Raw genomic sequence first — 17,689 nt, 5'->3', positions numbered from 1 at the left:
AAGCCATGCGCGCAACCGAAACACTGATTATTGGCGCCGGTTTTGGCGGCATCGGCATGGCGGTCAAGCTGAAGCAGCATAATTTGGGCAGTTTTTGTATTTGGGAAAAGCAGCCCGCACCGGGCGGCACTTGGCACGACAATCATTACCCCGGCTGTGCTTGCGATATCCCTTCGCATCTGTATTCTTTTTCCTTTTACCCCAAAGCGGATTGGTCGCGCCGTTATGCGCCGCAAGCGGAAATCGAAGCTTATCTACACGATTGCGTCCGCCATTTCGGCATCGGGCAACACATCGAATACCAGCGCGAAGTCAAATCCGCCGTATGGCGGCACGATGTGCAACGCTGGCGGGTGGAAGATACGCAAGGCGAGGTGATGCTGGCGCGTTTTCTGATTAGCGCCACCGGGCAGTTAAATATACCGGTGATGCCTAAAATCCACGGCATAGAACATTTTTCCGGGCCGATATTCCATTCCGCACGTTGGGATGCCAATTATGATTTGCGCGACAAAAACATTGCCGTGATTGGCACCGGCGCCAGTGCGATTCAATTTATCCCCGCAGTGGCAGCGCTGGCTCGCCACACCACCGTATATCAACGCTCTGCTCCCTATGTGCTGCCCAAAAACGACCGCCCCTACAGCGATGCCGAGAAAAAGCGCTTTGCCCGTTATCCGCGTTTATTGCGGCTGAGCCGCTTGCTCACTTGGCTGGGGGCGGAATGGCGTTTTTTCGGCTTTCGCCACTTTAAGCCCGGCATGAAGCTGATACGCCTGCGTTGGCGCCATTATCTTCAGCGCGAGGTTGGCCAAACGGCATTACGCAGCCAGCTCACGCCCGACTATGCTTTGGGCTGCAAACGCATTTTGCTGGCCAACAACTACTACGCCGCCATGTGCCGCAGCAATTTAACCCTCAATACCCACGGCATTGCCGCCATTAACGCCGATGGCGTTACCGACCAGCAAGGGCGGTTTTTTGCGGCGGATGTGTTGTTGCTGGGCACCGGCTTTCACACCACCCGCTTTCTGTTTCCCATTCATATCGAAGGGCGCGACGGACGTGTGCTAAGCGATGTTTGGCAACACGGTGCCGAAGCCTATTTGGGCACTTGTGTGCATGGTTTTCCCAATTTCTTTATGCTGTATGGCCCCAATACCAATCTTGGCCACAATTCGATTGTGTATATGCTGGAATGCCAAATCGGCTATATTGCCCAAGCCATGGCTTATGCGCGCCGATACGCCTTGGCGGCGCTGGAAGTGAAGGCGGAAGTTCAGGCAGCCTATAATCAAAAATTGCAGCGCAATTTACGCAAAACAGTGTGGAACAGCGGCTGCAGCAGCATTTATGTGCTCGAAAACGGCAAAAACGTCACCAACTGGCAAGGCTTTACCTTTAGCTTCCGTTGGCTAACGCGGCGCTTTAAGGCGCAAGAATATCTGCACAACGGCAGTGCCATGCCCTTGGCGCGCAACGCCTTGATTACCGGTGCCGCTTCCGGCATCGGCCGTGCCACCGCCGAGGCACTGTATGCCCAAGGCTGGCATGTGGGTTTGGCCGATAAAAACATTGATGCTCTAACGGCATTAAGCGCCAACTGGGATGGCCAACGGGTGCATTGCTATGCGCTGGACGTATGCGATGCCGCAGCGGTAAAAAGCGTTATCGATGATTTTGCAGCCAAAAATCACGGCTATTTGCGTTTGCTGCTGAACTGCGCCGGCATTATGCAGATTGTGCACAGCGAAGATATGGATCCTACGGCGCACCAACGCACCTTCGACGTGAATGTGAACGGCACGTTTTATGCCTGCCACGCCGCGTTTCCATATTTAAAACAAACGCCGCAGGCGCAGATTATCAATATGAGCTCCGCCGCCACCCAATACGGCGTGCCATGGCAAAGCAGCTACAGTGCCTCTAAATTTGCCGTAAAAGGGCTCACCGAAGCCCTGAATTTGGAATGGGCAACATTCGGCATTCATGTGGGCGATATTCTGCCGCCGGTAATCGATACCCCGATGGTACAATCGCAAGCTATGGTTTCACCGATTATGCAGCGCTTGGCCGGCAGCAGCAAACTGCCCGCCGATGCAGTGGTGAAAACCATCTTGCGCCAAATCCAATCACCACGAGTGCACCGCCCTGTTGGCTTAAAATTCAGCATTGTCTGTGTGTTGCGCGACTGGACACCGGAATGGCTAACCCGGCTGGTATTCCGATATATATTGATGCGCTAACACACGGCAAATCTAGGGTCTGTTCACATTTTAGCCGTGCAGCAGATTTTGAGCAGAAAAGTCTGCGTTCAAGGCGAAGAAAAGCACAGCAAAGTTGAACACCTTGCGCGCATTTTCAACCCAGAAAGCGGGCTTTTAAGCCAAAATGGTCACTCAATGAAATGTGAACAGACCCTAGGGTCTGTTCACAATTACTTGTCATACCCTTGAATAAAAAAGAAACGCAGGCATAAAAGGAAGTTCTCACCCCCCAATACACCTGCGATGCCCCGTACACTACTCAAAGATGAACATTGGACGAAGCTGTTATCTATTCTGCGTGATTTGGGTATTTATAGCAAACCCAATTTGCGCAGAATTCTTGAAGGCATACTTTACAGAATAAGAACCGGCATACCGTGGCGGGATTTGCCCGAGTATTTCGGCAAGTATCATACTGTTTATACCGCTTATAACCGTTGGTCAGAAAAAGGCATTTTTACTGCAATCTTGAAACAGCTCAGCCAAGAGAGTGACTTGGAGTGGGTAGCCATAGACGGCAGTTATATCCGTGCTCACCAACACTGCGCCGCAGCCTCAGCGCTCAGTGCGCAAGAGGATCACGCAATCGGTATGAGCCGAGGCGGCAGAACCAGCAAGATTCATCTGGCTGTAGATGCTGCAGGCAATCCGGTTGAGGTTATCGTTACTGCGGGCAATATCCATGATGTCACCGTTGCACCGGAGCTGCTTGACAACATCAACCTTACCGAAACTGAGTTGGTTAATGCGGACAAAGGTTACGATTCAGACCGGCTCAGGGAGCAAATAGAGCAAAGCGGTGCGAAAGCCAATATTCCCTATAAAAGCAATAGGGAAGAGAAAAATAAAGACATGGACTGGTATTTATATAAAATCAGGCATTTGGTAGAGAATGCCTTTTGCCGTTTGAAACATTTCCGAGCGATTGCCAGCCGTTACGATAAGCTGAAACGCAACTTCCACAGTACGGTTTTATTGGGGTGCATTGTGATGTGGTTACCTTTATGACAAGTAATTGTGAACAGACCCTAATCCAAACCCAATTTATAAACCTGAAATATGTTTTCAGGCTGCCTGAAAAATCAATTAACCTCCGGCTTACTTTAATCCGTTTATAGTCACTTTAACGAGCGAAACCATATTCTATGCCCCAAATCACCCTTATCGCCGCCACCGCCGCCAATGGCTGTATCGGCATCAACAACAGCATGCCGTGGCATATCCCCGAAGATTTTGCCTTTTTTAAGCAATACACCCTCGGCAAGCCGGTGGTGATGGGGCGCAAAACCTGGGATTCATTGCCGAAGAAACCGCTACCCGGGCGGCGCAATCTGGTGGTGAGCCGCCAAAGCGATTGGCAGGCGGCCGGTGCCGAACATGCGGCCAGCCTTCAGGCAGCCTTGGCGCTGCTGGCGGATGAAGCCGAAATCATCATTATGGGCGGTGCCGAAATCTACGCCCAGGCCATGCCCATGGCCACCGATTTGCGCATCACCGAAGTGGCGCTCACCGTGGCGGGCGATGCGTTTTTTCCGCCGATTGCACCACAGCAATGGCAAGAGGTGGCACGCAGCCGCCAGCGCAGTACGCGTGATGATATCGGCTTTGATTTTGTGCATTACCGCCGTTTGCCTAGCGGCAGCATGGATGCAGCGCCAACGGCATAAACGCCTTGTTTTGGCAGTAAAAAACCGCTTAAATGACGAAGTTGCTATTTTCTGTTAAAATACAGCTCATGTAATTCATTTAATAGCAGCATAAGCCCAACTTATGCTGCTTTTGCTTTTTCAGGCAGCCTAAGGCTCGCCACCTCAGAAAGGATGCTATGAACACCCTTACCGCCTACATCAACGGCGCTTACACCGCCCACAACCCCGCCGCCGAAACCTTTGCCAGCATCAATCCGGCCAATGGCGACACCTTGGCCGTAATCCAGCACAGCGATGCCGCCGAAATCGATGCGGCGGTGGCCGGTGCCATAGAAGGACAAAAAATCTGGGCGGCCAAAACCGCCGTGGAGCGCAGCCGCATTTTGCTGGCGGCAGTGGCGATTTTGCGCAGCCGAAACAACGAATTGGCGCAACTGGAAACGCTCGACACCGGCAAGCCATTGTCGGAAACCCGCTATGTGGATGTGGTCACCGGTGCCGATGTGATTGAATACTACGCCGGTTTGGCCACCGCGCTGGAGGGGCGGCAGATTCCCCTGCGCGACACCAGCTTTGTCTACACCCGCCAAGAGCCTTTGGGCGTGGTGGCGGGCATCGGCGCGTGGAACTACCCGATTCAAATCGCCATGTGGAAAGCCGCCCCGGCGCTGGCCGCGGGCAATGCCATGATTTTCAAACCCAGCGAAGTGACGCCGCTGGGCGCGTTGAAGCTGGCGGAAATTTTCACCGAAGCGGGCGTGCCTGCCGGTGTGTTTAATGTGGTGCAAGGCGATTGGCGCGTGGGTCAGGCGTTGAGCGAGCATCCGGCGATTGCCAAAATCTCCTTTACCGGCGGCGTGCCCACCGGCAAAAAAGTGATGGCGCAAGCGGCGGCTTCATCGTTAAAAGAAGTCACCATGGAATTGGGCGGCAAATCACCGCTGATTATCTGCCCCGATGCCGACATCAATCTGGCCGCCGATATTGCCATGATGGCCAATTTTTACAGCTCCGGCCAAGTATGCACCAACGGCACGCGCGTGTTTGTGCCGGTGGGTATGAAAGAAGCCTTTGAAGCAGCCGTGCTTGAGCGGGTAGCACGCATCCGCATTGGCAATCCGCAAGATGAAAATACCAATTTCGGCCCGTTGGTGAGCTTTGCCCATCGCGATAAAGTGCTGGGCTATATTGAGAAAGGCTGTGCCGAAGGCGCCAAGCTGCTGGCCGGCGGCACTGATTTGCCCGCGGATTTGGCCGCCGGTGCCTATGTTGCGCCCACCGTATTTAGCGACTGCCACGACGACATGACCATTGTGCGTGAAGAAATTTTCGGCCCGGTGATGAGCATTCTCAGCTACACCACCGAAGAAGAAGTGCTGGTGCGCGCCAACGCCACTGAATACGGGCTGGCCGCCGGGGTGGTAACGCCCGATTTAAAACGCGCCCACCGCATTATCGGCCAGCTTCAAGCCGGTATTTGCTGGATTAACAGTTGGGGCGAATCGCCCGCGCAAATGCCTGTGGGCGGCTACAAACAAAGCGGCATCGGCCGTGAAAACGGCGTGCAAACGCTGCTGCACTACACGCAAACCAAATCGGTGCAGGTGGAATTGGGTGGTTTTGTGTCGGTGTTTTAAGGCTGCCTGAAAACATAAAACCACACGAAAACATCAATATTTGAGAAAGGACGCATCATGCAAACCACGCCAGAATACGACTACATTATTATCGGCGCCGGCAGCGCCGGCAATGTACTGGCCGCGCGGCTTACCGAAGACGAAGGCGTGCGCGTGCTGCTACTGGAAGCCGGCTTGCCCGACTACCGCCTCGATTTCCGCACCCAAATGCCTGCCGCCTTGGCCATGCCGCTGCAAGGCACCACTTACAACTGGGGCTACAAAACCGAGCCGGAGCCGCACATGAACAACCGCGTGATGGATTGCGGGCGCGGCAAAGGTTTGGGCGGTTCGTCTTTGATTAACGGCATGTGCTATATCCGTGGCAATGCGCTGGATTTCGACCACTGGGCGCAATTGCCGGGGCTGGAAAATTGGACTTATCTAGACTGCCTACCCTACTTTAAAAAGTCCGAGCAGCGCGATGCGGGCGGCAACGACTACCACGGCGGCAATGGCCCGATTCACGTTACCACCGCCAAAGCCGGAGTAAACCCGCTGTTTGAAGCCATGATTCAGGCCGGTGTGGATGCGGGCTATCCGCGCACCGATGATTTGAACGGCTATCAGCAAGAAGGCTTCGGGCCGATGGATCGCTTTGTTACCCCCAAAGGCCGCCGCGCATCTACCGCCCGCGGTTATTTGGATATGGCGCGCAGCCGCGAACGGCTCACCATCTACACCGGCGCACTCACCGATACCATCGTATTTGAGGGCAAACGCGCCGTGGGCGTGCGTTTTGAATACCAAGGCCGCAGCCACACCGCCCATGCCGCCCGTGAAGTATTGCTCTGCGCCGGTGCCATTGCTTCGCCGCAAATTTTGCAGCGCAGCGGCATCGGCCCCGGAGCTTGGTTGGCCGAAGCGGGCGTGGCCGAAGTGCTGGATTTGCCGGGCGTGGGCAATAATCTGCAAGACCATCTCGAACTCTATATGCAGTACGAATGCACCCAGCCTGTGTCCATCGCCCCCGCCACCCAATGGTGGAACAAACCGGCGATAGGCGCCGAATGGCTGTTTAACGGCACAGGCCTGGGTGCCACCAACCACTTTGAAGCGGGCGGCTTTATCCGCAGCGATGAATCGGTGGCTTGGCCCAATCTGCAATACCACTTTTTGCCGATTGCCGTACGCTACGATGGCCGCAATGCCAGCAAAGCGCACAGCTTTCAAGCGCATGTGGGCTCAATGCGCTCGCCCAGCCGCGGCCGCATCAAAATCAAATCGAAAAACGCCGCCGAACACCCCAGTATTTTGTTCAACTACATGGCACATGAGCAAGATTGGCAGGAATTCCGCGCCGCCATCCGCATTACCCGCGACATCATCAACCAGCCTGCACTGGACGCCTATCGCGGCAAAGTGATTACCCCGGCAGCCAATCTGCAAAGCGATGCCGAGCTCGACGAATACGTAAAGAACCACGCCGAAACCGCCTACCACCCTTCTTGCACCTGCGCCATGGGCGAAGGCAATGACGCCGTGGTAGACAGCCAAGGCCGCGTACACGGCATCGATGCCTTGCGCGTGGTGGACGCTTCGATTATGCCCAACATCATCACCGGCAACCTCAACGCCACTACCATTATGCTGGCCGAAAAAATCGCCGACCACATCCGTGGCCGCGCCCCGTTACCTCGCGCTGATGTGGCCTATTATGTGGCCAACGATGCCCCTGCACGCGGCGAGCCGAAACGGGCCGGTTAAGGCGTTTTCTGGCCAATAGTGTTTTTCAGGCAGCCTGAAAATTAAGCTGTGTCGTTTCTACGCAAGCAGGAAGCCCGTCTGAAATGCCGCTTCAGTGAATGTGCTTACATATTTCTGAAATGGTCAAAAAAGCAAAGCTGCGCTTTGCACTGGGCACCTGCCTGCGCAGGTGCGACGTACTTTGAAGATGTTGTAATACAACTTCGTTTTCAGGCAGCCTTACCACAATAGGATGAAAGGAACAAGTATGCGCCAGGCTGCTGTTTATATTATGGCCAACCAACGCAACGGCACCCTTTATATCGGCGTTACCAGTCATTTAATCCAGCGGATTTGGCAGCATAAGCAAGGTTTGGGCTGCGATTTTACGGCAAAGCATGATTTGAATTTACTGGTTTGGTATGAGTTACATGACAACATAATCGCAGCCATCACCCGTGAAAAACAATTGAAAAAATGGAAACGCAGCTGGAAATTACATTTAATTGAAACCCGTAATCCCGATTGGGTAGATTTATGGCCGCAGATTATCGCTTGATGCTGCCTGAATTTAGTGAAATTTAAACTCCGTCGCTCCTGCGCAGGCAGGAGCCCAGTCTGAAGCAAGGCTTCAGTGATGTGTTTACTTAATTATGGAATGGTAAAAGAGCAAAGCGATGCTTTGCACTGGGCACTTGCCTACGCAGGTGCGACAGCTGTTATCTATTGTTTGTCAAATTTTGATGCTGCCTAAATTGGGTAAAATTTAAATTCCGTCGCCCCTGCGCAGGCAGGGGCCCAGTCTGAAGCGCAGCTTCAGTGAATATGTTTACCTAATTCTGAAATGGTAAAAAGCAAAGCGATGCTTTGCTCTGAGCATTGCCTAAGCAGGTGCGGCGTACTTGCATTTTTTAAGCACTTTACCCATTTGTTTTTCAGGCAGCCTTACCGCCATAAGCAGAATTTTTGCCTGCGCAGGAGCAGCAAAGCCACTTTAAGCAATACCCCTTTATCAACCCACCCGAAAGCGAGTATGCATGTACCAAAACCCCGATACCCTGCCCGATAAAGAAAATACCTTGTCGGTAAACAAAATCGTGTTTTATGCTTCTGCCCTGCTTTCAGTGGCGCTGATTTTATTCACCATTCTTTTTCCTGCCACCAGTGAGGCGCTGCTCGGCCAGTCTTTGCGCTGGGTGTCGGATCATTTCGGCTGGTATTACATGCTGGTGGTGGCCGCTTACAGCCTGTTTGCGCTGTTTATCGGCTTTTCCAGCTATGGCAACATCAAGCTGGGGCAAGATCACGATAAGCCGGATTTTCCGTTTATCACTTGGGCAGCGATGCTGTTTTCTGCCGGTATCGGCATTGATTTGCTGTTTTTCGGCGCTTCCGAGCCGCTGGCACACTACCTCACCCCCAGCATGGGCGAGGCCGGTACGCCGGAAGCGGCGCGGGCGGCGATTGCGCAAACCTTTTTGCACTGGGGGCTGCACGGCTGGGGCATTTACGCTCTGATTGGCATGACCTTGGCCTACTTTGCCTACCGCCACAATCTGCCGCTGGCCTTGCGCAGTGCGCTGGTGCCGGTGTTTGGGCAGCGCCGCACCAATGGCTGGCTTGGCCACAGTGTCGACACCTTCGGCGTGGTGTGCACCTTGCTGGGCATCGCCACCAGCTTGGGTATCGGCGTCTTGCAGGCCAATGCCGGTTTAAGCCATGTATTCGGCATTGAATCGAGCAAATGGGTGCAGTCGGCGATTATTATCGGTGTGATTGTGGTGGCGGGTGTGTCGGCCATGTCGGGGGTGGAGCGCGGCGTGCGCCGTTTGTCGGAAGCCAATATGGCGGCGGCCACCTTGCTGCTGCTGGCGCTGCTGGTAATGGGCCCTACCTTGTTTTTGCTCAACAGCTTCACCCAAAATATCGGCGACTATTTCCAAACCTTAATCGGCAAAACCTTTGATGTGTATGCCTATCAAGGCGAAGCGGGTGCGGAATGGAAATCGGGCTGGACAATTTTCTTCTGGGCTTGGTGGGTGGCATGGGCGCCGTTTGTGGGCTTGTTTATCGCCCGCATTTCGCGTGGCCGCACCTTGCGCGAATTTGTGTTTGGGGTGATGTTTATCCCGCTGGGCTTTATCTTTGCCTGGTTTGCCATCTTCGGCAACAGCGCCATTGATTTGGTGAGCCACGGTGCTGCTGAGCTTGGCCAAGTGGCCTTGGAAGACCCGGCCATGGGCATGTTTATCTTGTTTGAGCATTATCCGGGCGCGTCAGTATTGTCTTTGGCCGCAGTGGTGATTGGCTTGGTGTTTTTTGTCACCTCGGCCGACTCCGGTGCTTTGGTGCTGGCCAACTTAAGCTCAAAAAACCTAAGCTCCGGTGCGGACGCGCCGATTGGCCTGCGCCTGTTTTGGGCTGCCGCCACCGGCCTGATTACACTGGGGCTGCTGTTTGCGGGTGGCTTTGGCTCTTTGCAGGCCGTGTCGGTGGTGGCCGGTTTGCCGTTTTCGCTGATTTTGATTGTGTATATGGTGGCGATGTGGATAAGCCTGCGCCGCGAAGGCAACAAGCGCAAAGCCAGCACTGTGGACATGGCACCGGTGCTCAACCATGGCCTCAGTTGGCGCGAGCGCTTAGGCCGCATTGTCAACTTTCCCAGCCGCAAAACCGTGGTGCACTTTATCGGCAGCGCCATTCATCCGGCCATGCAGGAAGTGGCCAATGAGCTGGGCGAGCAAGGCATAGCCACCAAAATCCACACCGGCGACAACGGCTGCGATTTGAGCTTTGAAGTATTGCACGGCGAAGAAGTGGATTTTGTCTACCAAGTGCGCCTAATTCAAGCCATCAAACCCGTGTTTGCCTTGGGCCAGGCCGGTAATCTGGCTTCGCAGCAAGAGCAAGAGCACTACTACCGCGCCGAAGTTTTCTTGCGTGAAGGCAGCCAAGAATACGATTTGGTGGGCTACAGCAAAGAGCAGATCATCACCGATATGCTCAACCAGTATGAGCGCCATATGCAGTTTTTACATCTGGAACGTTAGTTTTTAGGGTGATGCCCATTTTACAAAACAACCTAACTGCATAGGCGAGCCAACGCTGTAGGATTATTTCGTTTCTTGGCTATATAATGCTGAAGCACCAAGTAAATCAGTTCCCTGCTTATTTTGTTTGTTTAAAGTGGGTATAGCAAAACCGCTTTTCAGGCTGCCTGAAAAGCGGTTTTGGTTTTCTATCCATTACAATTTTAGCTGCTCAATCGCAAAATCAATGTCTTTATCACCCCGGCCGGATAAATTCACCAGCAAGCGTTGGCTGCCATCCAGTTGTGCGGCACGGCGCAAGGCGTAGGCAATGGCGTGAGCCGACTCCAATGCCGGAATAATGCCTTCTTCGCGCGATAAGGTTAAAAAGGCGGCCAGGGTTTCCGCATCGGTGGCGGTTTCATAGCGGGCGCGGCCAATGTCTTTTAAATGGCAGTGCTGCGGCCCCACACCCGGATAATCCAAGCCGGAAGCAATCGAATGCACCGCCGCCGGGTTGCCGTTTTCGTCTTGCAGATAATAGCAATGGAAGCCTTGGATTACACCCGGTTTGCCCAGTGTGAGCGTGGCGGCATGGCGTTGCGTATCCAGCCCTTCACCCGCCGGCTCCACACCCACCAATGCTACTGCCGAGTCGTCGATAAAGGCATTAAACAGCCCCAGCGCATTCGAGCCGCCGCCCACACAGGCCACCACTTCATCAGGCAGCCCGCCATATTGGCTTTGAAACTGCGCGCGCGCCTCATGTCCCACAATCGATTGAAAATAGGCCACCAATTCCGGATAAGGTGCCGGCCCCACCACCGAGCCGATGGCAAACATGCTGTGCTGCAAATCCTGCAAATAGGCGCCAAACGCGCTGTCCACCGCTTCTTTCAAGGTGCCCGCCCCCGCCGACACCGGCACCAGCTTGGCACCCAAAATCTTCATGCGCGCCACATTCGGATGCTCTTTGGCCATGTCCACCACACCCATGTGGATTTCACACTCCAGCCCCACCAGCGCCGCCGCCGTGGCCAATGCCACGCCATGCTGCCCGGCACCGGTTTCGGCAATCACTTTTTTCTTGCCCAGTTTTTTGGCCAACAATGCTTCGCCAATACAATGGTTGATTTTGTGCGCGCCGGTATGGTTCAAATCTTCGCGCTTCAAATAAATTTGCGCACCGCGCTGCGACAGCGTTTTGGCATGGTAGAGCGGGCTGGGACGGCCGACATAGGTTTGCTGCAAACGCTTCATTTCAGCAATAAAATCGGCATCGCCGATAATACTGCGGAAACCGGCCTCGATTTCCGCCATCGCCACCGCCAAACCCGGATGGTCGATTTTGCCCCCATGTGCACCGAAAAAGCCGTTCTCATTAGGCAACACCACGGCGTTTAATTGTTCCTGCATCATTTTTTATCCTTTGTTTGCTATCTCTAAATATAAGTCGCTCCACCGCTTTATTTTACGTTGCTTTACTTAGGGAATAAAGTCTAAAGGCTGCCTGAAAAACATTCAGGCAGCCTTTAAGCATAAAAGCATACAAAAAACCCGCTGTTATCCACAGCGGGTTTTTTCGCGGCTTCGCACCAATGGCGATTAGCGTTTTTTGCCGGTTACCGCAGCCACGGGCAGGTTTTCGTTGCGTTTCAATGCCACGCTGGAAACACCTTCCGGGAACACAATGTCAGACAAATGCAGGATTTGGCCTGCGTGCACTTTAGACACATCCAATTCCAGCGACGCCGGAATGTCTTTGGGTAGTGCCAATACTTCTACGGTGTTGTTCAGCAAAGAAACACGGCCGCCTTGCAGTTTCACCGCCACAGAAGCTTCGGCATTGAGCAAGTGCACCGGAATGCGGATTTGCACCGGCTTGTTCATGTCCAGCGCTTGGAAGTCGATGTGTTGCACTTGTTGTTTGAACGGGTGCATTTGGAAGTCGCGCACAATCACGTCGTGGGTTTTGCCATCGAGGTTCAGCTTGATGATGGCGGTGTGGAAAGATTCTTTTTCCAAAGCGTAGAACATGGCTTTGTGCTCTACGGCAATGGCCATAGGCTCGGTGCCTTCACCGTACAAAACAGCCGGTACTTGGCCTTCGCGACGCAGGCGGCGGCTCGCACCAGTGCCCTGTGCTTCGCGATTTACAGCATTGATTTCGTAAGACATAGTATAAAACTCCAAAAGATAAAAACGTCGTCATCGGCCGCGACCAGCTTAAGACGACAGGGGTTTACGGGAGAAACAGCGCTCCCGGCGCAACCAAATCCTCGTTAAAGAGGTAGGATACGGATTCTTCATTGCTGATGCGGCGCACGGTTTCAGCCAGCAAGCCTGCAATGGTGACTTGGCGGATGCGGCCGCAAGCGTGGGCGGCTTCCGACAAGGGGATGGTATCGGTGACCACCACTTGGTCGATATCGGATGAAGCAATGCGGTTTACTGCTTCGCCAGAAAACACCGGATGGGTGGCATAAGCCAACACACGCTCAGCACCGCGCTCTTTCAGCGCCGAGGCGGCTTTGCACAAGGTGTTGGCGGTATCGATCATGTCGTCCACAATCAAACAGGTACGGCCTTGGATATCGCCGATAATGTTCATCACTTCGGCCACATTGGCTTTGGGGCGGCGTTTGTCGATAATCGCCAAGTCGGCATTCAACACTTTGGCCACCGCACGGGCGCGCACCACGCCGCCGATATCGGGGCTTACCACCGTAAGATTTTCGATGCGTTGTTTTTCGATATCGTGAATCAAAATCGGGGTGGCGTAGATGTTGTCTACCGGGATATCGAAAAAGCCTTGAATTTGGTCGGCATGCAAATCCACGGTTAACACGCGGTCGATACCGGCCGAATACAGCATATTGGCCACCAGCTTGGCCGAAATCGGCACCCGCACCGAGCGCGGGCGGCGGTCTTGGCGGGCATAGCCAAAATACGGAATCGCCGCGGTGATGCGCCCGGCAGAAGCCCGCTTCAGCGCATCGGCCATGGCCAACACTTCCATCAAATTGTCGTTGGTGGGGGCGCACGTGGGCTGCAAAATAAACACATCGCGCCCGCGCACGTTTTCCAGCAACTCGATGGCAATTTCACCATCGGAAAACTTGCTCACCGAGGCACGCCCCAGTGAAATATCCAAATGCTTAACCACATTGCTGGCCAATGTGGGGTTGGCGTTTCCGGTGAACACCATCAGGCTGTCGTAAGCTGCCATCTCGTCTGTACCTGCCAATTGCTTGTATATGGGTGGGAACATACCGTTTGCACTCCATCAAGGGGTGTTTATTGAGTAACGGTGTTGCTGTGCAGCGCGTATGATACCACTGCCCCTCTTTAAGGCCAAAGTGTTAATTCACGTATGCGGCCTAGGTTTATTTTATGGTGACGCAATACAGTCAGGACAAGGCGCGGTAACGCAGTACTGGTTTTAGTGCGCCCCGATAAACACCAAAGAAGCGTGTAAGTTGCCTTACACGCTTCCGGATATTTTGGCTGGGGAGGTAGGATTCGAACCTACGCATGCTGGGATCAAAACCCAGAGTCTTAACCACTTGACGACTCCCCACTATCAAACCAAGCAGAGGCTGCCTGAAAGCCTGAACGGGTGGCTGGGGAGGTAGGATTCGAACCTACGCATGCTGGGATCAAAACCCAGAGTCTTAACCACTTGACGACTCCCCAACAACACACATCAACCGTAAAACGGATGGCTGGCCAAATTGGCGGCCAAATACGTTTGATGCGCGCTGGAAACTTGCTGGTAAACCGCTTGTGCTGCGGCTTCGGATTCAAAGCGCAAAAATACACAAGCCCCCGAACCGCTCATCATCGGCTTGCCATGGGCAGCCAGTGCTTCAAATGCGGCTTTTACCTCGGGATATTCAAGCAAAACAACACTTTGCATATCGTTGCGCCAGTGTTGTGGCGTTTGAAAGACTGGCATTATGCTGGCTTCGGAATTGCGTGTCAAGCCCTGATGCGAAAAAACCACCGCCGTGCTCACATGCACCGGCGGCTTCACAATTACATACCATTGTTTCGGCAATGAAAGCGGATGCAAATCCTCGCCCACGCCTCGCGCAAAGGCGTTTTCGCCAAAAATAAAAAACGGCACATCGGCACCCAACGCCAAGCCCAGCGCCATCAATTGTGTTTTATCCAAGCCGCATTGCCACAAGCGGTTTAAGGCCATCAGCACCGTGGCCGCATCCGAGCTGCCGCCGCCCAAGCCACCGCCGGTGGGAATGCGTTTGTGCAACCAGATTTCTGCACCGCAAGCGCTTCCTGAAGCCTGTTGCAATGCCGCCGCCGCGCGATAAGCCAAATCCTGCGCAGCCGCCACACCGGCCATGGGGGTGTGCAGCATAATCTGCCCGTTATGGCGCGGCAGCAAATACACCGTGTCGCACAAATCAATCAGCGTAAACACACTTTCGAGCAAGTGATAACCATCGGCACGGCGGCCGATAATGCGCAAATCCAAATTAAGTTTGGCCGGGGCGGCGAACGCCTGTGCGGCGGGCGGAATCGGGATTGAATCTAAAGACATGCAGATACCTATTGGATTGGGTTAATTGCAAGGATTGAGTGATTATGGGCTGCCTGAAAGCATAAATAGTGCAAATGAATAAATACCATTGATTTAAATGTTTTAAAAGCTGCCTGAAAAACGTAACCCCCCATTTCAGGCAGCCTTTATTAACCCACACGCCCCATCCAATTTATGCGCTGCGCAGTGCGCACCGCCCGATTTTCATCGTGCGCAAATCCAGCGGCTGGAATTGGTCGAATACCAAGCGGATATTCAAGCGTTCGTTTTCCAGCACCAGAATTTTAGGCGACACGCCGTCGGCCATTAGTTGGCGGCCAATCAGCCAGCCCGATTGGCGCAAACGGCCGTCGGTGAGGATTTCATGCGCTTCGCCCGGTGCCCAGCGGCCACGCGCCCATTGATTCAGATGGCTCATGGGCAGGGTAAAGCCGAGCAGGTTTTGGCTGAGTGCTTCAATGCTGTCGGCACGGTATTGACGCGCGCTGCTGTCTTCGGCAATCACCCCTTCGCTATCGCGGCACAGTACACCCACGGTATTACCCAAAGGGGTGTTGACGCTGATGTTTTGCACCGTGCCGAAATCCTGCCACTCAAAATTGGCATACGAGCCTTTTTCGCCCTCGCGCACCGCCAAGCGGCCTTCGCTGCTAAAACCTTCCGCGCTGCCGGTATCGGCCTGCCAGCCGGATTGCTTGAGCGGCGTATTGAAATTGGTACAGGCCGCCAATACCACAGCGGCCAGCAATAACGGGAGTTTATTCATCATATTGATACAGTTTCCATTGTTCGCTGTGATTTTAGGCTGCCTGAAACACAAAATGCCGAATCCAGTTTGGCAATAACGGTTTTATTTTATCGTTCAGGCAGCCTTAATCAATGAGTGCAAAACGCCAATTATTTAAGGATTAGCCACACCCAAGCGGCGCAAGGTATCGCGCAGCACGCGGTGTTGCGGCTCTTGCTGCAAGGCAGTGCGCCACACCAGCCGCGCTTTTTCGTGCTGCCCCAATGTCCACAAAACTTCGCCTAAATGGGCGCCCACTTCGGCATCGGGAGTTTGGTCGTAGGCAAACTGCAAATGCGGCAGTGCCGCTTCGGCATCGCCCTTTAAGAAATAAGCCCAGCCCAGGCTGTCGTTGATGGCGGCCGACTGGCTGTCGAGCTGGTAGGCTTCTTCAATCAGGCGCATGGCTTCTGCCCATTCGCTTTTGGGCAGCGATAACATGGTGTAGCCCAAGGCGTTCAAACCGGCAGCGCTGTCCGGCTTCATGGCCACAAAGCGGCGCAAATCGACTACCGCCCGTTGCGGCTGGTTTAAGTCGTCGGCATACACCACGCCGCGCTCATACAATACCTCGGCAATGCGTTCTGTGCGCTCGGGGCTGGCGGCGGCTTTTTCGGCCTGTGTCAACAAGCGGTTGTAGCTGGCCAGTTTTTGCGCCGGCGTTTGGTATTGGCCAATCACAAACAGACGCAAACGCCATAAATCGCCGCCGTCATAAAGTAGGCCGGTTTGCGGGCTGATGGCCGCTGCCGCATCCACATGGCGGTGCGCTGCGGCCCAGTTTTTGTCTTCCGCTGCAATGGATGCCAGCAATAATTGCTTGTCAAACGCCATATCGGCAGCGGTGATTTTTTCTGCCCACGCTCTGGCCGGAGCGGTTTGTTTGTCGTCCATTAAACGGGTGGCGGCCAGAAAAGCAGCGCGGCTTTTTTGCGCCTGCGTGCCGATGGCATAGGCTTTGTCCAAATAGCCCAAGGTGTCGGCAGTGGGTGCACGTTGGTTTACCGACAATACAGCCGCTTGCAGATACAAATCGGCATCCGGGCTTTGGTTGAGCAGTTTTTGCAGCCAGGCATAGGCTTGCGGCCATTGTTTGCTGCTGATTAAGGTATCCACATACAGGCTTTGCCACATCGGCGACAAGGCGTTGATGTCGGTTTGCTTAAAGAACGACACCAATACCTGCGGGCGGTATTGGTTAATCAGCTTCAGCGTTAGCAAGGTGGCCGGGCGCACATCGCCATCCAGCTCGGCCAGTTTTTGCAAGGCGCTCACCGCATCTTGGTTGCGGTTGCTTTGTGCCGAAAAAATGGCATCGGCAATCATTGCCTCGGGCATATCGGCATGGTTTTGCGCCGCTGTGTGTATCGGTGCAGCCGCATCGGCCGCCAGCTCAGGATGGCGCAGGCTCATTTGTGCCATTTGCAGGAAAATACGCCGTGTTTTGTAGTCGGAAGCATCGGCCAGCACCCCATCCAACCCGGCCGCCACCGCCGCAACATCGCCCCGCGCCAAGGCCATTTCCCACACCATGCGCTTTTGTGCCGCCGAAGGCGTGGGCTCCAGCTGCTGCCAGCGCGTTAAAATGGCCTCTGCTTGCGCTACGGCATCCGCATTGAGTGCAATCTCCATACCGCGCTCGGCCACTTCCGGGTCACGCGTGCGCTCCAACATCACCATATACGTGGCCAAGGCGCTGCCCGCTTGGCCTTGATTCAGCACCATTTCGCTGGCCAGCAAGCTAAACACATTATTGGCACGCTCGGCAATGGCCACGCGCTGCTGCCGCTCGCTGTTGTCCTGACGCAGCACCTGGGTTTTGGCGTGCTGTAATTTGGTTTCGATGGCGGGCAGCTGTGCGCCGCTGGCCGCTTCATTGGCCTGCGCGGCAGCGGGCAACAACATCAAGGCCATGGCCACGGGGGTGATTCGATAAGCCCAATGCAACATAATCTTTGCTTTCCTTCGGCACAAACGGAACTTGCGTTCACAAAGCCGCTACTTTAACACAGCCTTTTTGCGCTGCGTTTT

The 17,689-nt window shown here is 54.2% G+C and carries 13 protein-coding genes and 2 tRNA genes; 7 read left to right on the top strand and 8 right to left on the bottom strand.

The window, feature by feature from the left end:
* Positions 1–5 precede the first annotated feature (5 nt).
* The 7 genes from JQU52_RS09735 to betT all read left to right on the top strand — a co-directional run bounded on the left by JQU52_RS09735 (position 6) and on the right by betT (position 10,328).
* Positions 6–2,246 carry an SDR family NAD(P)-dependent oxidoreductase gene (locus tag JQU52_RS09735; protein WP_230338294.1) on the top strand — a complete coding sequence of 747 codons (2,241 nt, stop codon included), beginning with the start codon at positions 6–8 and terminating at the stop codon, positions 2,244–2,246.
* A 264-nt stretch (positions 2,247–2,510) separates the two neighbouring features.
* On the top strand, positions 2,511–3,275 hold the full coding sequence (locus JQU52_RS09730; RefSeq protein WP_230338293.1) for an IS5 family transposase: 765 nt from the start codon (positions 2,511–2,513) through the stop codon (positions 3,273–3,275).
* Between the two features lie 137 nt (positions 3,276–3,412).
* Complete coding sequence (locus tag JQU52_RS09725; protein WP_230338292.1) at positions 3,413–3,934, top strand: dihydrofolate reductase; 522 nt, start codon at positions 3,413–3,415, stop codon at positions 3,932–3,934.
* Positions 3,935–4,092: 158 nt separating this feature from the next.
* A complete protein-coding gene (gene betB, locus JQU52_RS09720) occupies positions 4,093–5,553 on the top strand; it encodes a betaine-aldehyde dehydrogenase (protein WP_230338291.1) in 1,461 nt (486 codons plus the stop codon).
* Positions 5,554–5,610: 57 nt separating this feature from the next.
* A complete protein-coding gene (betA, locus tag JQU52_RS09715) occupies positions 5,611–7,299 on the top strand; it encodes a choline dehydrogenase (RefSeq protein ID WP_230338290.1) in 1,689 nt (562 codons plus the stop codon).
* A 247-nt stretch (positions 7,300–7,546) separates the two neighbouring features.
* Entirely contained in the window at positions 7,547–7,837 is a 291-nt protein-coding gene (locus tag JQU52_RS09710) for a GIY-YIG nuclease family protein (RefSeq protein WP_230338289.1), read from the top strand.
* 478 nt (positions 7,838–8,315) lie between these two features.
* Positions 8,316–10,328, top strand: coding sequence for a choline BCCT transporter BetT (betT, locus tag JQU52_RS09705; protein WP_230338288.1), 2,013 nt, complete (start codon positions 8,316–8,318; stop codon positions 10,326–10,328).
* A gap of 195 nt (positions 10,329–10,523) precedes the next feature.
* On the opposite strand, the gene trpB is transcribed toward betT, so the two are convergent.
* The 8 genes from trpB to JQU52_RS09665 all read right to left on the bottom strand — a co-directional run bounded on the left by trpB (position 10,524) and on the right by JQU52_RS09665 (position 17,608).
* Complete coding sequence (trpB, locus tag JQU52_RS09700; protein ID WP_230338287.1) at positions 10,524–11,726, bottom strand: tryptophan synthase subunit beta; 1,203 nt, start codon at positions 11,724–11,726, stop codon at positions 10,524–10,526.
* 186 nt (positions 11,727–11,912) lie between these two features.
* The gene (locus tag JQU52_RS09695; protein WP_230338286.1) at positions 11,913–12,485 is read right to left on the bottom strand and encodes a 50S ribosomal protein L25/general stress protein Ctc; all 573 of its coding nucleotides are present in this window, start codon (positions 12,483–12,485) and stop codon (positions 11,913–11,915) included.
* Between the two features lie 64 nt (positions 12,486–12,549).
* Positions 12,550–13,536 (bottom strand): ribose-phosphate pyrophosphokinase, encoded by a 987-nt coding sequence (locus JQU52_RS09690; RefSeq protein ID WP_230338285.1) that lies wholly within the window; start codon positions 13,534–13,536, stop codon positions 12,550–12,552.
* A 275-nt stretch (positions 13,537–13,811) separates the two neighbouring features.
* Positions 13,812–13,887 (bottom strand) — tRNA-Gln (locus JQU52_RS09685).
* A 40-nt stretch (positions 13,888–13,927) separates the two neighbouring features.
* Positions 13,928–14,003 (bottom strand) — tRNA-Gln (locus tag JQU52_RS09680).
* A gap of 10 nt (positions 14,004–14,013) precedes the next feature.
* Positions 14,014–14,856, bottom strand: a complete 843-nt coding sequence (ispE, locus tag JQU52_RS09675; RefSeq protein ID WP_379061092.1) for a 4-(cytidine 5'-diphospho)-2-C-methyl-D-erythritol kinase — start codon at positions 14,854–14,856, stop codon at positions 14,014–14,016.
* Positions 14,857–15,043: 187 nt separating this feature from the next.
* Complete coding sequence (locus JQU52_RS09670) at positions 15,044–15,640, bottom strand: outer membrane lipoprotein LolB (RefSeq protein WP_230338283.1); 597 nt, start codon at positions 15,638–15,640, stop codon at positions 15,044–15,046.
* 132 nt (positions 15,641–15,772) lie between these two features.
* Positions 15,773–17,608, bottom strand: a complete 1,836-nt coding sequence (locus tag JQU52_RS09665; protein ID WP_230338282.1) for a tetratricopeptide repeat protein — start codon at positions 17,606–17,608, stop codon at positions 15,773–15,775.
* Positions 17,609–17,689 lie beyond the last annotated feature (81 nt).

Origin of the sequence: Paralysiella testudinis, from assembly GCF_016894345.1 — a bacterium.
Taxonomy (GTDB): domain Bacteria; phylum Pseudomonadota; class Gammaproteobacteria; order Burkholderiales; family Neisseriaceae; genus Paralysiella; species Paralysiella testudinis.
The sequence above is the reverse complement of the archived record's forward strand: the minus strand, read 5'-3'. Positions and strand labels throughout refer to the sequence as shown.